Genomic DNA, 15,743 nt, shown 5'->3' on the forward strand with positions numbered 1-15,743 from the left:
CGTTTAATTTATTTCAGCTCAATATTTATATCCGGATACCAGAGAATTTATGATAAAATACAGCTTCATTGCCGCATTTTTTTTCACCTTATTTTTTAAAATTTACATACTAAAGGCACAATCTCCCAGCCTGTACACGCCCATTGACATTCAGAAAGTTTACAAAAAAAATACCCGCAGTTTGAATGGCGTCCCAGGACCAGCTTACTGGCAAAACCGTTCAGATTATGTAATTAAAGCTTCCATTGACCCACAGACGCATATACTCACCGGAGAAGAAAATATTACTTATCTTAACAATAGTCCCGATACTTTGCAGCAACTGGTAATACGCCTTTATCCCGATGTATTCAAAAAAGGAAACATCCGTGATGAAGCCGTAAATCCTATAGATATCACTGAAGGAGTAAATATCCAGAAAATACAAGTAAACGGAAATGCGATAGATTTAAATGCCTCCAGGCCATCAGTCAGAAGAGCAGGAACCAATCTTTTTTTACAGCTTTCCTCTCCGCTACCTCCTGCTGGTAAAACTACATTGGATATACAATGGAGCTATTCCATTCCTCAGAAAACCCATATCCGTGATGGGCTATATGGCGCCTCTTCCTATTTTATTGCCTACTGGTTTCCGCAAATCGCAGTATATGACGATATAGATGGTTGGGATACATTCAACTATACTGGTACACAGGAGTTCTATAATGACTTTGGAAATTTTGAAGTAGAAATTACGATGCCCGACGAATTTATTGTATGGGCGACCGGCGTTTTGCAAAACCCCGATGAAATACTTGAAAAAGAGTATGCCAGCCGCTATAAAAATGCCCGTACTTCTGATGAAATAAACAAGATTATTACGACCGACGACAGAAAAAAAGGCGAAATAACCCTTTCTAAACAAGCCCATACATGGAAGTTTAAAGCGGAATATGTACCTGATTTTGCATTTGCCACCAGTGATACCTATCTCTGGGATGCCACTAGTGTAGTAGTAGACAAAACAACTAACCGACGTACTGTAGTTGGTGCAGCCTATAACCCCAGTTCTAAGGATTTTTACGAAGTAGCTAGGTATAGTCGGCAATGTGTAGAATACTTCTCTTCTGACTTGCCTGGTGTTCCGTTCCCCTATCCAAACCTGACGGTTTTTAACGGCTCTGGCGGCATGGAATTTCCTATGATGGTAAATGATGGCTCATATAATTTATCGGGAGCTGCGGAAGTAACAGCGCATGAAATTGCCCATACCTATTTCCCCTTTTATATGGGCATTAACGAACGGAAATACGCCTGGATGGATGAAGGCTGGGCGCAAATGTTACCTAATGAAATGGAATTCAAACTCCGGCCAGGTGATCAGAGAACATTTAGTCCACAGATGTATAATGCGCAGGTATTATCAGGCTTTGCCGGCAACGAAATGGATATGCCGTTGATGGTATCTTCTTCCTTGCTTACTGGCTCATCCTATGGATATGCTTCGTATTTTCGTCCGGGGGTGGCGTATTCCACCTTGAAAGAAATGCTGGGGGATGAACTGTTTACCAAAACGTTACAGGAATATATGCGCCGCTGGAATGGAAAGCATCCGATTCCGTATGATTTTTTCTATACGTTTAATGATGTATTAAAAGAAGATTTAAACTGGTTCTGGAAGCCCTGGTTCTTTGAAGCTGGTTACCCTGATCTGGCTATTAAAGAGGTGCAGACACAATCTAAAAAGACAAAAATAACCGTAGAAAAGAAAGGTACCATACCGGTTCCGCTGGTAGTTTCGATCACTTTTACGGATGGATCACAGGAGGTAATCAAAGAATCTATACGTATCTGGCAAAAAGGAGCCAGAGAATTTACAGTTGAAAAGCAGTTTGGTAAAACAATAAAGAAAGTGGAGTTAGGTGCGCTTCAAATTCCTGATGCGGTAGCGGATAATAATGTGTATGTCGTAAAATAAACCTTTATCTGAGCGCAGCATCAGAAACTGGTTTTTATAAATTCCTATATGTAATTCCACTTTACTCAGATAAATATCATAACTTAGTAGATAGTGGCAACATGTATCCAAAGATATGTAAGCCTTTGTGTCTGTGTTTGTAGAAAATCATCTGACATGTGAGATTGACCATCTTACACAAGTATCCGAAACTATAACCTATTCCTGAACATTGAATTGAATTAATGGAAGCAACACAAACCGTCGAAGTAAAAAAGAAAGGTTCTTATCCGAAAAGTGTTCCTTATATTATTGGCAATGAGGCCGCCGAACGTTTTAGTTTCTATGGCATGCGGTCTATCCTGCCTATTTTCCTGGTGAACCAGTTTTTTAATCCCGCCCGGAATCCTGCCTTGCAGACAGTGGCAGAAGCGCAAGCCAATGAACAAACTCACTTTTTTGTGGCATTGGCTTATACTATGCCACTGGTAGGGGGAATTCTTGCCGACTGGTTTTTCGGTAAGTACAAAGTAATTCTTTACATCTCTCTTATTTATTGCATAGGCCACCTGACGCTGGCTTTGTATGAAAACGATTTGCAGATGTTTACGTTGGGTCTGGTATTGATTGCTTTCGGCGCAGGCTGTATAAAATCCTGTGTTTCGGCCAACGTAGGCGACCAGTTCGATGAATCCAACCAGCACCTGATGTCTAAAGTCTATGGCTGGTTTTATTTTAGTATCAATTCCGGCTCTGTGTTTGCCACTATCCTGATTCCTGTTATTTATAATAGTTATGGACCTGCCTGGGCATTTGGCGTACCAGGTATCCTGATGGCGCTGGCTACGCTGATTTTCTGGCTAGGCCGGAGAAAGTACCGGAGGGTCCCGCCTGCTGGTATTCAACGTAATAATTTTGTATTTATATCAGTGTATGCTTTAATGAATCTGGGTAAAAAACGGAAAGGACAACACTGGCTGGATGTAGCCAAAGCTGAATATAAAGAAGAATCCGTAGATGGTGTAAAAGCCGTATACAATGTATTAAGCGTATTTGCCTTTATTCCCATTTTCTGGGCGATGTGGGACCAGAATCTATCCGAATGGGTATTACAAGCCACAAAAATGGACTTGAATGTATTCGGCTATACTTTATTACCTGCTCAGGTGCAGACAGTGAATCCAGCCTTCCTGCTGACCATGATTCCTATTTTTACCTATCTGATCTATCCATTTTTCGATAAGATAGGCATCAAAACCACGCCTTTGCGTAGAATTGGTGCCGGTTTATTCCTCACCGCTTTGTCATTTGTAGTGATTGCCCTCATTCAGGAAAGTATTGATGCTGGTGGAAGGCCTTCCGTCTGGTGGCAGATACTGGCCTACTTTATACTCTCAGCCGCAGAAGTACTGGTATCCATCACTGGCCTGGAATATGCCTATACGCAATCTCCCAAAGCGATGAAAAGTACTATGTCGGCCATCTGGTTTCTGACAGTAGCCGTTGGAAATTTGTTTGTTTCCCTGGTAAATGGCAGCATTTCTAACAAAGGCTTTTTTGCACAGCTGGAGGGCGCTACCTATTTCTGGTTCTTTGTAGGTCTGATGATGGCCTTTGTATTGTTATTCGTACTTGTGTCAGGCCGGATTAAGGAAAGAAGCTATATTGTGCGTGAAGAGTAGAGAATTGTTAATTGCAGTTATTAATTATTGCCACGTCTTTCAGGGCGTGGCAATTTGTTTTATAAATGAGAGCTTCAGCGAAGATTTCCCCCCAATAAAACGTTTAAACCGGATTAATCCGTAATTGGGCTCTCCCTGGTCAGTCGCAATACCTAGATCCAGAATGCTGTATTGTTGCTCTTGGCCGTGTTCATATACGCCTTTCATCAACAGCACAGCCGGGCTAAAATGGCGGTATTCAGGGTCATCTGCCGGATAAAAATTATAAAGAATATCCTGGTTGATGCGGACGGTTACTGTTAAAGCGATAATTCTGTTGCTATCTTTCACCGTAAATACCTGGTAAATTCCCGGAAACCGCAGAAATAATTGTTCAAAATCAGTGTATGAAAGCGATATTGGAAAGCCGCCTTTTAATCTGGTGTCCTTAACCATCTGGTAAATAGCTGACAAATCCGGATCAAGTTCCTCTGCAAATACAAAACCGTGCCCAATACATTTTTTCAATCTTCTTTTCTCCGAAGCGTGTAACAAGCTTTCAAAAGGTGTTAAAGTAATGGGAATATGATAATTGAGTTCAGTCAAAGAAATTTGATAACCCTCTCTGGTCAGACTCGCTGTCAGATGCGTTGCTGGTTCGGGTGCGTAACAGAATGGATACGACTTAATATGAATTTCTGTAACACCCCGATTCACCGCATACTGGTTGATAGTTTGTATAAAAAAATCCAGGGCTTGTTGAGGCAGCGAAGGATGAATCTCTATAGAACCAAAAGTAGCCCGGCAGGGACTAACCGCTTTTCCATCCTGCACAAAAAAGCTGAAACGGGCTTCTGCTCTTTTCCTGCGTTTGTGAAATAGATAAAAAGTAGTAAACCTTTGGCAAGGTTGCTGTCTAAGGTGAATGGGTTCGTTGAACAGATACGCTGGAAACGCACAGTTTATATCCTGTGGCGGATTGATCAGAATATCATACCATGCTTCCGCATCTGGTTCAATCATAGAGTAAACTATCGGCTTTTAAATTCCGGCCTTTTATGTTTTCAATTTCACTCAGCGCAAAACGATGCAGGCTATTTTCCGGGCCTTTTTTAATAAACCGGATCACCTGGTCTATGGGGAGAATAAAGCTTCTCTTTCCTCTCACCAATATTGCCGATGTACCCATGGTTTCAAAGTAGGCTTCCTGTACTTTTGTGCTTTGGTACGGAAAATAATCTTCCCAGTTTTTCCATTGATAACCTTTTGGTGAATGTCTGGCAATTACTTCTCCCAGGTAAAAACCTATCGCCCAGATAGAATTTTCTATTTGCGTTTCGTCCAGCTCGTCTTTGGCTACATAGATAGAAAATAAATAGCAATCCACATAATACAAACTATCGAGGGTGAAATCAAACCTGACTGGGTTCAGGTTATGCCTGAAAGCGAGTCCGCCCATAATGGCAGCTTTTCCGGTCAGGGTTTTCAAAAATATATTTTTATAGCTTAATACATGTCTTTCCATCGTGAATATGATTTAAATATTTATTTTTACCGCATTCATTGTAGATATATACGTAAATGTTGCCTGTAGCGGTTCAACTTAAATTCTGACCACCTTGAAACACTTTCTTTCTGTGAAAGACGTGCCTGATCTTTCAGCTTTGGTAAAAGAAGCATTGGCACAAAAACAAAATCCTTTTGGCAATAAACACCTTGGCCAGAACAAAACATTAGGATTGCTATTTTTCAATGCCAGCCTGCGAACCAGGCTCAGTACCCAGAAAGCGGCTCAAAACCTGGGGATGGAAGTAATGGTGATGAATGTAACGCAGGATAGCTGGGGACTAGAGATGCAGGAAGGCGCTGTGATGAATGGCGATAAGGCAGAGCATGTAAAAGAAGGTGCCGCTGTAATTGGCCAGTATTGCGATATTATTGGGGTACGTTCGTTTGCCGGCCTCACAGATAAAGAAAAAGACTGCCAGGATGAAGTAATCTCGCAGTTTGTAAAATATGCAGGGGTTCCGATTGTAAGCCTGGAATCAGCCTTGCGTCATCCCCTGCAATCGCTCACAGATGTGATTACCATTGAAGAATATAAAACCAAACCAAGGCCAAAAGTGGTACTTACCTGGGCACCTCATCCGAAAGCATTGCCCCAGGCTGTTCCCAATTCATTCTCCGAATGGATGAATGTAGCCAATGTAGATTTTATCATTACTCATCCCGAAGGCTACGAACTGGATACAGAATTTACTGGTAAAGCCAGAATTACTTATAACCAGAAGGAAGCCTTTGAAGGAGCTGATTTTATATATGCCAAAAACTGGTCATCCTACCAGCAGTATGGGCAGATTGTGTCTAAAGATCCTGCCTGGACAGTAAATGCAGAGAAAATGAAACTCACCAATAAGGCTAAATTCATGCATTGCCTTCCTGTACGCCGCAATGTAGTAGTAATGGACGAAGTGTTAGACAGCCCGGAATCCATTGTCATTCCACAAGCAGGTAACCGGGTATGGGCAGCACAGGCCGTGTTAAAAGAAATACTAACAAGTTTACCAGGTAAGTGATTGAGAGAATGAGTGATTGAGCGAGTAAATACAATTGTGTCATTTCCTATATCACTCAATCACACATTCTCTCACTCGCACTTTATATGTATGCAAGAACTCTATATTATTAAGATTGGCGGAAATATAATTGATGACGCAGCCTCAACAGATGCTTTTTTGAAACGCTTTGCCAGTTTGCCTTTCCATAAGATACTGGTACATGGCGGTGGAAAAGTAGCTACCCAGATGGCTTCCAGACTTAATATACCCACTACGATGATAGAAGGCCGCCGCATCACCGACCAGCCCATGCTGGAAGTGGTAACGATGGTATATGGCGGATTAGTCAATAAAACTCTGGTGGCAAAATTGCAGGCGAATGATTGTAATGCCATTGGTTTAACCGGGGCAGATGGCGCTTGTATTGTCGCTAAAAAACGGGAAGTTGCCAATATTGATTATGGTTTTGCTGGAGATATTACCGCCGTAAATGATAAATTACTTACCAGTTTGTTAACACAGGATCTGGTACCAGTAATTGCTCCGCTTACGTTCGATAAACAAGGCACCTTGCTCAATACCAATGCAGATACGATGGCTTCTTTTCTGGCAGTTGCGCTTTGCAAAAATTTCAGGGTAACGCTGGTATATTGTTTTGAAAAGAAAGGAGTATTATCCGATCCTCAGGACGATGAATCCGTGATTGACTATATCTCGCCTGAGAAATATGCCAGGTTGAAAAATGAAGGAATTATTTCCAAAGGAATGGTTCCCAAGCTTGATAATGCTTTTCATGCGCTACATCAAGGTTTAGAGAAAGTAATTATCTGCCATGCGGATGAATTAAATAAAGTTGCGAATAGCCATTCAAGCCATAGCGGAACAGTACTTACGTTGGAAGAAATTGGAGGCTAGAAGTTAGAATTTGTAAGATGGATAGTTTAAAATTATTCATACTCAATTATTATAAACTACCATCAGAATTGCTCTTCTGATTTTTGATAAATCAATATTGACTGAATGAAAAATACCTTATTTCCAGATGCCCTTGAATTATTAAAGAATCTAATTACCACCCCCTCTTTCAGCCGGGAAGAGGAAGGCACAGCCGCTCATATCGAAGATTTTTTTCGCAACAAACACATTCCCATACAAAGATTAAAAAATAACATCTGGGCTTTTAATAAACATTTTGATCCTGCACTTCCCACCGTTCTGCTCAATTCTCACCACGATACTGTAAAACCCAATCCTTCCTGGACACTTTCACCTTTTGAGCCGCTTATACAAGAGGGCAAACTATTCGGATTGGGGAGTAATGATGCTGGCGGATGCCTGGTATCGCTGATGGCTACCTTTTGTCATTATTATGAAAAACAGGATTTAAAATACAACTTGTTATTGGCAGCTACAGCAGAAGAGGAAATTTCCGGTACCAATGGACTAGAATTGATTTTACCTCAGCTTCCCGATTTAGAATTTGCCATTGTGGGTGAACCGACCCAGATGAATATGGCCATTGCTGAAAAAGGACTGATGGTCATAGATTGTGTGGCCCATGGGCGTTCCGGGCATGCAGCCAGGGAAGAAGGTGATAATGCCATTCTAAAAGCCATCCGGGATATTGAGTGGATTACCAGTTACCGTTTTCCGGAAGTTTCGCCTTTCCTGGGTCCTATAAAAATGTCAGTGACTATTATTCAGGCTGGCACCCAGCACAATGTAGTACCAGATACTTGCACCTTCACGATTGATGTACGGACGACCGAAAAATATGGCAATGAACAAGTACTCGATGTGCTGAAACAAAATTTAATTTCCGAAGTAAAACCCCGCTCAGTACGGCTCAAACCTTCCAGCATTCCCCTGCAACATCCCATCGTACAGGCCGGTTTACAATTTAACCTGAGTACTTATGGTTCACCTACCACTTCTGACCAGGCTTTACTTAATATTCCTTCCCTGAAAATGGGGCCTGGTGATTCGGCTCGTTCTCACACGGCCAATGAATTTATCTACCTGGAAGAAATTGAAAAAGGAATAGATTTATATATCCGCTTATTAGAAAAAGTGATTATATAGAAAGCTGAATCAGGCTACTGAGCATATAAATTACCCTGTATATTCACTTACCAGATGGCATGGCTGTCTTTCACACTTGCTCTATTCAACTCCTGCGATTTTCTTAGTTTTATTTAATATAAAATAGTACTAAACCATGCAAATTTTTAGTATACTGGCAATTATTTTTCCTGAATTACACCTAATGATAGTATTACAGTAATGTTATAAAATCCGTGACTTGCCAGCTTGTCAACCATAAAAAAATAAAAGAAGATCAGAGTCAATATTATTAACATATGCAGGCATTTCTGGCTGCAAAAAAGATCAGAAAAGAAGTAATGAAACAAATTATTTACTTAGCCTTTCTTTATTTAAGTGTAGTATCATGCCGCACAAGTATAAAAACCGAAGAACGTACCGAATTGACCGGAACAAAAATAGCTCTAGCTTCTAAAGGAACCTTTGGATATGACCTGGCTTTTCTGCAAGAATATGACAGCGTAATTGTTCTGTCGAATCCTGCTCAGCAAGCCCAGATTATCGTTTCGCCCAGGTTGCAGGGACGGGTAATGACCAGTACTTCTCAAGGCTCAGATGGGAAAAGTTATGGCTGGGTTAATTATGAATTAATTGCCTCCCGTGCGTTTCAGCCCCACATCAATGCCTTCGGCGGCGAAGACCGCTTCTGGCTCGGTCCGGAAGGCGGACAATTCTCTATATTTTTCAAAAAAGGCGACCCCTTCGACCTTACTCATTGGCAAACACCGGTAGCTGTAGATACAGAGTCTTTTCAAGTGATTTCCCATTCTCCCGACCGGGTTCAGTTAAGAAAAGACATGGAAGTTCAAAATTACTCTGGTGCTTCCTTTCAGTTAAGGGTAAACCGGAGTGTACGGCTGCTTTCAGAAATAGATATTAGCAAGCTCCTCGCCTATAGCCTGACTGATTCTATTAAAGCAGTTGGTTTTGAGTCAGATAACCGTATCACCAATATAGGAACACAAGCCTGGGAGCCATCCAGCGGATTAGTATCAGTATGGATACTGGGCATGTTCCGGCCATCTCCGGCCACTACAATCATTATTCCCATTAAGGAAGGTTCAGAACAGGAATTAGGTCCTCCGGTAAATGACAGGTATTTTGGTAAAGTACCCGACGACCGGCTAGATGTGCAGGGAAAAGTATTGTATTTCAAAGGGGATGGGCAGCAAAGAGGCAAGATTGGCGTTCCTTTTAATCGGGCAAAACCGATGCTGGGCAGCTATGATGCCCAGCAGGGAATTCTTACTATTGTTCAGTTCAATCTGCCTGAAACGCCGAGCACCTATGTTAATTCTTTATGGGAGATTCAAAAGGATCCCTTCTCTGGCGATGTAATTAACTCTTATAATGATGGTCCGGCAGAACCCGGCGCAAAACCAATGGGGCCATTTTATGAACTGGAAACTTCCTCTCCGGCAGCGGCTCTTGCACCAGGCCGCAGTCTTTCACATGTTCACCGTACCTTTCACTTTGAAGGCCCTATGGAAGAATTAGACAAGCTCTGCCAGGCTACTTTAGGTGTGCCTTTACAGGAAGTAGTAAAAGCCCTTTTGTAAGGTTAATAATATGATTGGCAACCTTCCAGAAATTGGTATTAGGTGTTAATTCTTATTCTTATCGATTATCAAATAGTCATCTAATACCTCTCCGTCTAAGTCTACTTCCAGTTCATAATATCCAATCGGCTCTAATCTTTTATACCATATACCTTTAGGATCATCAATATAAATTCCTATTCGAGTTCGGATTACAGCACATTTATGGTCATTTTCGACATGGAGTTCATGTCTTTCAAATTCAAACTTTAATGCAGAACGTTGATACCCTCCAAATAAATTAATATCAAATTCACTTATTGATTGAAGAGCTTTCTCCTTCAATTTATGTTTCCTAGTAAACTCAATTAGGCTCTTCTCTGCTTGTTTTATATCCATTTACCGTGATGTCTAATTAACTACTAATAGCCAAATCATTATTCCAGCACCAGTTCACTGGCTTTGGCAAAACGCAAACCTTTTTTTCTGGCTTCCTCATAAATAGGCGCTCCCAGATATCCCAGGCCAGTTACATCCGACATACAATCCTCTACAATAATCATTTTCTGCGCTAAAGCCGGCGCATGAATCAGCACTTGTTTCAGACTGGTAGCCACACAATGCGATCTGGCTTCTCCAGCCAGATAAATATGGTCATACTGGCTGAGGGTATCAATTAACCGGCGGTTCAATTGCGTTTCCGGATTTCCTTCCATAGGAATTTGGGCCATAAAAATACCAAAATGTTCGGTTAAAGGATTGGTGCCTTTGATGACCGCTTCGTAATTTTTTCCGGTGGTAACCGCCCAGTCATGCACAGCCTGCTGAATATTTTCTTCCAAAGCCGCTCCCTTTGAACCAGCCAGACAGTGTTCCGGCCAAATGAAATGAGGAAATTCACCTTGTTTTTCCAATGCTTTTACGTATTGAATGGCTTCCGCTACATGAAACCTGGGAATCCATTTTCCATGTTCAATATCGGCTGAATTAATTTGCGTAAAGGGGGGAGGAAAATGTCCCTGTGCATCTTTCCAGAAAGCAGGATGTGATATGTCATTTACAGGATGGGTATCCAGGGTAACACAGATATAATCGATGGCAGAAATATGCCGGGTAATGAGTTTATTTAACCGCTGCATATCTTCCTGAGCGCCAGGCACAAAAAGCGCTCCCTGTGGATGACAAAAGTCATACTGGGCATCAATAATCAAAAAAGCATGTGTATTATTCATTGGGTTAATATTTAATGGATCAAAGTTAGTGTATTTTTTACAATAAGCAAAAAGTTCTATCATGCAAAACCTAAAAGATGGCTCTATGTAAGCTTACTACCTGCAAAAAATATTCGATTTAGATAAATTATTACAAGAGTTTAAACTCACCCTAAAAGGCGCAAACCATCCGGTTATAAAGAAATATCTTTACCATATTACCTTTTTCGTGTTCGTTTAATTTAAACTGTTACCACAATGTCAAAAGAAAATACCGTGTCTATTCAGATGGCGGCGGCTGATATAAAGAAGATCCTGGATGCCTTCAAAACCATTGAATCTACGCTGAAGCCTTACTTAATTGCCCTTACGCCTGAGGAAAGGAAGCAATTACCCAAAATGAGTGATAAAACTGTGCCCTTTGTAGAGAAGACATTAGATTACGCCCGTTCTAATCCGCAGTTTGCCCCGGCTTATATGAGTATTCCCGAGTTAAAAATTGATATTGAAGCGGTTTACACCCTTACTCAGATTGCCCGTCCGCTGGACCAGCTAGGGGAAGGTATTAGTGATACGATGATGCTGGCCGGCAGCGAAGCGTATATTGCCGCTCTGGCCTATTATAATTCAGTAAAGCAGGCAGCCAAAATGAATGTACCTGGTGCCAGAGCCATTTATGATGATTTGAGCAAACGTTTCCCTGGCCGTCCGAAAGCAGATTCTACTAAAAATACTGTACAGGCTTAGGTTAGCTTTGTAGATAAATGGCAGATAGTTAACGAGTTTAACGCCTAATCTGTATTAACAGCTTTACTATAGAGGAAAATAATAAAGGTAGTGCAAACATATCTATAAGTATGATTGCACTACCTTTTTATATATAAATCGGTGTAAAAAGTACTAAAAATAATCTAAAAGGTACGTATTACCAGATTTATTCCTCTTTCCGGAATAAATGACTCAGGTTACTTTTGATCAGAAAGTATTCCGTACAGTGGTTAGGTAAGTGTGAACCATCATTTATAAAGGTATTATTTCTCCGCCTACTGCCCATTGTCAGCATACACATTTGGATGGTGGATGTTCATAAAAGATTCCGGATTTTTTAAAGGCTCAAACCCAAATGAAGCATACAAAGAATGGGCATCTCTGGTGGCCAGCAGAAAACGCCGTAAGCCCCCAAATTCAGGCTGTGCCAGAATAAACCGGACAAGCGCCTTTGAAAGCCCTTTTTTGCGATGCTCCTCCACAATAAAAACATCGCCCAGGTAGGCAAACGTAGTATTATCAGAAATAACTCTGGCAAATCCTACCTGCTGCCTGCCATGGTATACTCCAAATGCCATGCAATGCTCAATTGATCTCCGCACGGTTTCTATAGGAATCCCTTTTGCCCAGTAAGAATGATTGCTGAGAAAATCATGAATACAACCGATGTCCAGCCGGGATTTATCGGTACTGATGAGATATTCGCCGAATTGAGTTTCTGCCATAAATGAGTGATTGCGTGAAATTACTGAATGCCTGACCTACAAAATAAGCCTTTAAATGAATGTAATTCGTAATTCGTAATTCGTAATTCGTAATTCGTAATTCGTAATTCGTAATTATTTACTCAAGCCTTCTACCTTCACTTGAACTTTTCCCTTTGCCTGCACAGTAGCTATAATGGAAGCAGGAGTAATAAATACTTCGCCTGGAATCAGTTCAGATAGTTGTCCGTTGAGCACAATGCCTTTGGCAATTTGTTTATCTGTCAGGTTGGCTTGAATAAGTTCCTTGGCCTGGTTCATTTGTTTATGTAAGGGAATTTTAAAAGCTTCCTGCATTTTCTGTACAAACTTCCCTTTTGCCAGCCAGCTGGCGGTTTTGAGCAGCTTGTTTTTGGTATCCAGGTCATAATCCAGGTTTTGTAAAACAAGGGATTGAGAAGTCGTATCGAAATACGGTTTGCCTTTCAGATACACAATTCCTTCTACACTTCCAGTAAGTCCGGCTTTGATCACCAGGTTTTCTCCGCTCCCATATAAATCTATACTGGTAAGAGTGATATTGTACTTTCCTTCACTGAGGGTAAAATTCTTATTGAGAAAATTATCCTGTAATACTTTAGTTGCATAGGCGTGACTTACCTCTCCCACCAAGCCTATATTCACTTCATCTGGTATCTGCTTTACAATGGTTAATGGAGGTATTACCGGATTAACAGCGATCTCAGGTTTTTGACCAATACTGGTTTCTGTATAGGCTTTTACACCCAGCAATGCCTTAACCTCTTTTCCCTGGCCATTTACTGGTGTCATCAGCAGTTCGGATGGCATAATCTTGAGCCAGATATTATAGGGTTTGAATAGTAAAATGGGTTGTTGCAACAATTGCCAGCCTTGCTCTACCTGTTTTTTAATATCTAGCTTCTGTTCTACCTGCGCATCGATTTGTTTCGCCAGCCTGTCCTGCTGTTTGCCGACAATTCTCCCGGCAATTGAAGCTAAGGGAAATTCCAGAAAACCTATTTTTAACACCGGCTTGCTTACCCAGTCGAAACCATTGGCAGAAGTCTGGGTGCGCACCTGCCAGTTCTGGTCAATGGCTATTTTGCTTATAAAATGCACATTAAGGGCAAATTCTGTTTCCTTAAACTCAGAAATATTTATCCCCAGCTTATCGAGTTGTAGCCCGCCTTTTGCCCATATACGCAATGGCACTGTAATATGAAAAGATTCCTGTAAGGCTTTTACGGTAATGGGTTCCCGTTTCCATACTTTGAGCAGGAAATTATCTCCTCCATTATCTTCCAGGCTATTATCCTCATAGAGCAGATCTTTAAGGCGGGAATTAATCTGATTTTCTACGTCAGCAATGGAAATAGTGATTGGAACATTAATAATGGATAACTGGCGCTGGATAGGGATTTTCACCTCGTTGTATTTTTCTTCCGGCCGTACCGGATTCAGTTTCTTATTGCAGGAAAATAGTTGTACGCTTAGCGCAAACACCATCAAAAAGCGAAATACAACACCACGGCTTCGTTGAAACATGAAAGGCTTTATACAATAATATAACTCAGGCAAGGTACAAAACTAAGCGTTTATGCAGAATAAATAAAAACAGGCCAGATTAAATTGTTTAAGTTTTACTTGCTAACTCATCAGGTCAAGCATATGCGCCAATAATTATTTCTCATGTGTTAAAACGTTCTTTATAATCTTCGGCATCTCTCCTATTCTACCGCAAACTGGGTGTTGCAAAACCGAACATAAAGTGTTTCAAAATCGAACAAGCTGTTTTTCAGTTTTTTATGCAGATTTTTGATTGTGATGAACGGCAGCCGTCTGTAGTTGAAACGAACCTTTCATTGAGCAAACAAGCCATTTCAAGCTAAACCATCCGCTTGCACCAGGCTTATGGCACAGAATTTCTCTATAGACAAGTCAACCAAGACATTGAAAACTAAAAACCAGATAAACACTTATGAAAACTTTAAAAAAGAGCGTATCAGGAAGCAGTTTCCGTAGCGCATTTGCCAGTTTAGTAATAGCAATTGTAGTATTTGCAAGCCAGGCCGCAATGGCACAATCTATTTCATCGGCTGATAATTCAGCGATTGTAAGTAAGACTTCAGCTGGTTTTCAGGCCGCCATTCATCCGGTATATAACACACTGAAAATAAAAGTTCATGTACTCAATCCGAAAGAGGATATAGTGAGTGTAACCATTTTTGACGGCTCTAACCAGGAAGTATTTAAAAAAAGAATGGGCGACGCTGCGGTTATTCACAGTAGTTTTGATGTAGCCAGTATGCCAAATGGAATCTATACGATTACGATACGCAGTGGAAAAAATACCTTTTCCCGCTCATTTGTAATCGAATCCCAGCAGGAACGTATTGCCAAAGCATTGTAAACAGATTTGGCTTCATAGGTATGAGGTGAGTATTTCTATAAAAGCAACAGCGGTAGATTAGTTCTTACTGCTGTTGTTTTGATTTTTTAGCTGATAAAAAAATAGAAGCGCAGGAAGGGCAATAAGGTGGGAGGGGCTTGAAATTTAAATGAAAGGTGGCCCTTCTGCTGCGCCGGGAAAGATTGCTTTATAATCTTTAAGTACCAGTATATCTTTGCTATATATGCTTTTAAGGTATCAAATCTTGCTGATGTATATAGTAAGTAATAGTAAAGATAATGCTTCTGTGAGAAGAACGCAATACCCAGAAACAGGTATTTTTTTCAATAAATCTTCTTTTACCCAGTTCTTTCCGGTTGTGTTTTATGCCAGTGAATCTATATATTGACTGGCTAAAATTCCTCCTTTATAGCCTTACATCCCTTTTCTGCATTGATATTCTGTTGTTTTTAAGCCTGACTGGCCATTCTATCTGTGCGCAATAAATGCCTGGAGAACTAATAAAATATAATGGAGATGAATTCTATACTGGCAGAGCATTTCTACCTGTAGCTGTTTCTCACCATTCTTCCGGAGTAATAAACCGGGCCATCGAACGACACACAAATGGCCAAAGAATATGAGTTAAACATTCATTCTATTAACATTGACTGACCATTACACATTGCAGATTAATTCCAAAGGCGAAAATAGGCTGTCGGGAAATGAAAGTATTCGTCTAACGTACACTGATGGCAAACATGAACGTCGCTGGATAACTCATATGTGAACCAGTTCTATGCCATTAATGTGTAGAAAAAATATTATCCTTCTACTAACTCACTGATCAAGAA

Annotated in this window: 14 protein-coding genes; 8 read left to right on the plus strand and 6 right to left on the minus strand. The window is 40.8% G+C overall.

Annotated elements, in window-relative coordinates; translation table 11 throughout:
• The first annotated feature begins 49 nt into the window (after positions 1 to 49).
• Together GXP67_RS07810 and GXP67_RS07815 are read left to right on the plus strand one after the other, a co-directional pair.
• Positions 50 to 1,957 (plus strand): M1 family aminopeptidase, encoded by a 1,908-nt coding sequence (locus GXP67_RS07810; RefSeq protein WP_162442619.1) that lies wholly within the window; start codon positions 50 to 52, stop codon positions 1,955 to 1,957.
• A 224-nt stretch (positions 1,958 to 2,181) separates the two neighbouring features.
• On the plus strand, positions 2,182 to 3,618 hold the full coding sequence (locus tag GXP67_RS07815) for a POT family MFS transporter (RefSeq protein ID WP_162442620.1): 1,437 nt from the start codon (positions 2,182 to 2,184) through the stop codon (positions 3,616 to 3,618).
• A gap of 39 nt (positions 3,619 to 3,657) precedes the next feature.
• On the opposite strand, the gene GXP67_RS07820 is transcribed toward GXP67_RS07815, so the two are convergent.
• A complete protein-coding gene (locus GXP67_RS07820) occupies positions 3,658 to 4,620 on the minus strand; it encodes a GNAT family N-acetyltransferase (protein ID WP_162442621.1) in 963 nt (320 codons plus the stop codon).
• Positions 4,613 to 5,122 carry a hypothetical protein gene (locus GXP67_RS07825; protein ID WP_162442622.1) on the minus strand — a complete coding sequence of 170 codons (510 nt, stop codon included), beginning with the start codon at positions 5,120 to 5,122 and terminating at the stop codon, positions 4,613 to 4,615. Before GXP67_RS07825 ends, GXP67_RS07820 begins: the two co-directional genes overlap by 8 nt.
• Positions 5,123 to 5,216: 94 nt before the next feature.
• Here GXP67_RS07825 and GXP67_RS07830 point away from each other — a divergent pair, with 94 nt between their 5' ends.
• From GXP67_RS07830 to GXP67_RS07845, 4 genes are all read left to right on the plus strand, one after another.
• On the plus strand, positions 5,217 to 6,173 hold the full coding sequence (locus tag GXP67_RS07830) for an N-acetylornithine carbamoyltransferase (protein WP_162442623.1): 957 nt from the start codon (positions 5,217 to 5,219) through the stop codon (positions 6,171 to 6,173).
• A gap of 90 nt (positions 6,174 to 6,263) precedes the next feature.
• Entirely contained in the window at positions 6,264 to 7,070 is an 807-nt protein-coding gene (gene argB, locus GXP67_RS07835; protein WP_162442624.1) for an acetylglutamate kinase, read from the plus strand.
• 105 nt (positions 7,071 to 7,175) lie between these two features.
• Complete coding sequence (locus GXP67_RS07840) at positions 7,176 to 8,237, plus strand: M20 family metallo-hydrolase (protein ID WP_162442625.1); 1,062 nt, start codon at positions 7,176 to 7,178, stop codon at positions 8,235 to 8,237.
• A gap of 278 nt (positions 8,238 to 8,515) precedes the next feature.
• A complete protein-coding gene (locus GXP67_RS07845) occupies positions 8,516 to 9,817 on the plus strand; it encodes a DUF6786 family protein (RefSeq protein WP_197901660.1) in 1,302 nt (433 codons plus the stop codon).
• Positions 9,818 to 9,862: 45 nt separating this feature from the next.
• Here the strand turns inward: GXP67_RS07845 and GXP67_RS07850 are convergent, their stop codons facing one another.
• A complete protein-coding gene (locus tag GXP67_RS07850; RefSeq protein WP_162442626.1) occupies positions 9,863 to 10,195 on the minus strand; it encodes a hypothetical protein in 333 nt (110 codons plus the stop codon).
• Positions 10,196 to 10,233: 38 nt separating this feature from the next.
• Complete coding sequence (locus GXP67_RS07855; protein WP_162442627.1) at positions 10,234 to 11,028, minus strand: cysteine hydrolase family protein; 795 nt, start codon at positions 11,026 to 11,028, stop codon at positions 10,234 to 10,236.
• 237 nt (positions 11,029 to 11,265) lie between these two features.
• On the opposite strand from GXP67_RS07855, the gene GXP67_RS07860 reads away from it, so the two are divergent.
• Positions 11,266 to 11,754, plus strand: a complete 489-nt coding sequence (locus GXP67_RS07860; protein WP_162442628.1) for a hypothetical protein — start codon at positions 11,266 to 11,268, stop codon at positions 11,752 to 11,754.
• A 296-nt stretch (positions 11,755 to 12,050) separates the two neighbouring features.
• Here the strand turns inward: GXP67_RS07860 and GXP67_RS07865 are convergent, their stop codons facing one another.
• Together GXP67_RS07865 and GXP67_RS07870 are read right to left on the minus strand one after the other, a co-directional pair.
• Positions 12,051 to 12,500: a GNAT family N-acetyltransferase gene (locus tag GXP67_RS07865; RefSeq protein ID WP_162442629.1), complete on the minus strand. Its 450-nt coding sequence runs from the start codon at positions 12,498 to 12,500 to the stop codon at positions 12,051 to 12,053.
• Positions 12,501 to 12,614: 114 nt separating this feature from the next.
• The gene (locus tag GXP67_RS07870; protein WP_162442630.1) at positions 12,615 to 14,045 is read right to left on the minus strand and encodes a DUF4403 family protein; all 1,431 of its coding nucleotides are present in this window, start codon (positions 14,043 to 14,045) and stop codon (positions 12,615 to 12,617) included.
• 433 nt (positions 14,046 to 14,478) lie between these two features.
• Here GXP67_RS07870 and GXP67_RS07875 point away from each other — a divergent pair, with 433 nt between their 5' ends.
• The gene (locus GXP67_RS07875) at positions 14,479 to 14,910 is read left to right on the plus strand and encodes a T9SS type A sorting domain-containing protein (RefSeq protein WP_162442631.1); all 432 of its coding nucleotides are present in this window, start codon (positions 14,479 to 14,481) and stop codon (positions 14,908 to 14,910) included.
• Positions 14,911 to 15,743: the final 833 nt, after the last annotated feature.

Source organism: Rhodocytophaga rosea (assembly GCF_010119975.1).
GTDB classification, from domain to species: domain Bacteria; phylum Bacteroidota; class Bacteroidia; order Cytophagales; family 172606-1; genus Rhodocytophaga; species Rhodocytophaga rosea.

Coding starts and splice junctions, on each gene's coding strand:
- GXP67_RS07870 (WP_162442630.1), bottom strand. CDS start 14,045: ATGTTTCAACGAAGCCGTGGTGTTGTATTTCGCTTTTTGATGGTGTTT.
- GXP67_RS07860 (WP_162442628.1), top strand. CDS start 11,266: ATGTCAAAAGAAAATACCGTGTCTATTCAGATGGCGGCGGCTGATATA.
- argB (WP_162442624.1), top strand. CDS start 6,264: ATGCAAGAACTCTATATTATTAAGATTGGCGGAAATATAATTGATGAC.
- GXP67_RS07810 (WP_162442619.1), top strand. CDS start 50: ATGATAAAATACAGCTTCATTGCCGCATTTTTTTTCACCTTATTTTTT.
- GXP67_RS07815 (WP_162442620.1), top strand. CDS start 2,182: ATGGAAGCAACACAAACCGTCGAAGTAAAAAAGAAAGGTTCTTATCCG.
- GXP67_RS07840 (WP_162442625.1), top strand. CDS start 7,176: ATGAAAAATACCTTATTTCCAGATGCCCTTGAATTATTAAAGAATCTA.
- GXP67_RS07820 (WP_162442621.1), bottom strand. CDS start 4,620: ATGATTGAACCAGATGCGGAAGCATGGTATGATATTCTGATCAATCCG.
- GXP67_RS07855 (WP_162442627.1), bottom strand. CDS start 11,028: ATGAATAATACACATGCTTTTTTGATTATTGATGCCCAGTATGACTTT.
- GXP67_RS07825 (WP_162442622.1), bottom strand. CDS start 5,122: ATGGAAAGACATGTATTAAGCTATAAAAATATATTTTTGAAAACCCTG.
- GXP67_RS07845 (WP_197901660.1), top strand. CDS start 8,516: ATGCAGGCATTTCTGGCTGCAAAAAAGATCAGAAAAGAAGTAATGAAA.
- GXP67_RS07875 (WP_162442631.1), top strand. CDS start 14,479: ATGAAAACTTTAAAAAAGAGCGTATCAGGAAGCAGTTTCCGTAGCGCA.
- GXP67_RS07850 (WP_162442626.1), bottom strand. CDS start 10,195: ATGGATATAAAACAAGCAGAGAAGAGCCTAATTGAGTTTACTAGGAAA.
- GXP67_RS07865 (WP_162442629.1), bottom strand. CDS start 12,500: ATGGCAGAAACTCAATTCGGCGAATATCTCATCAGTACCGATAAATCC.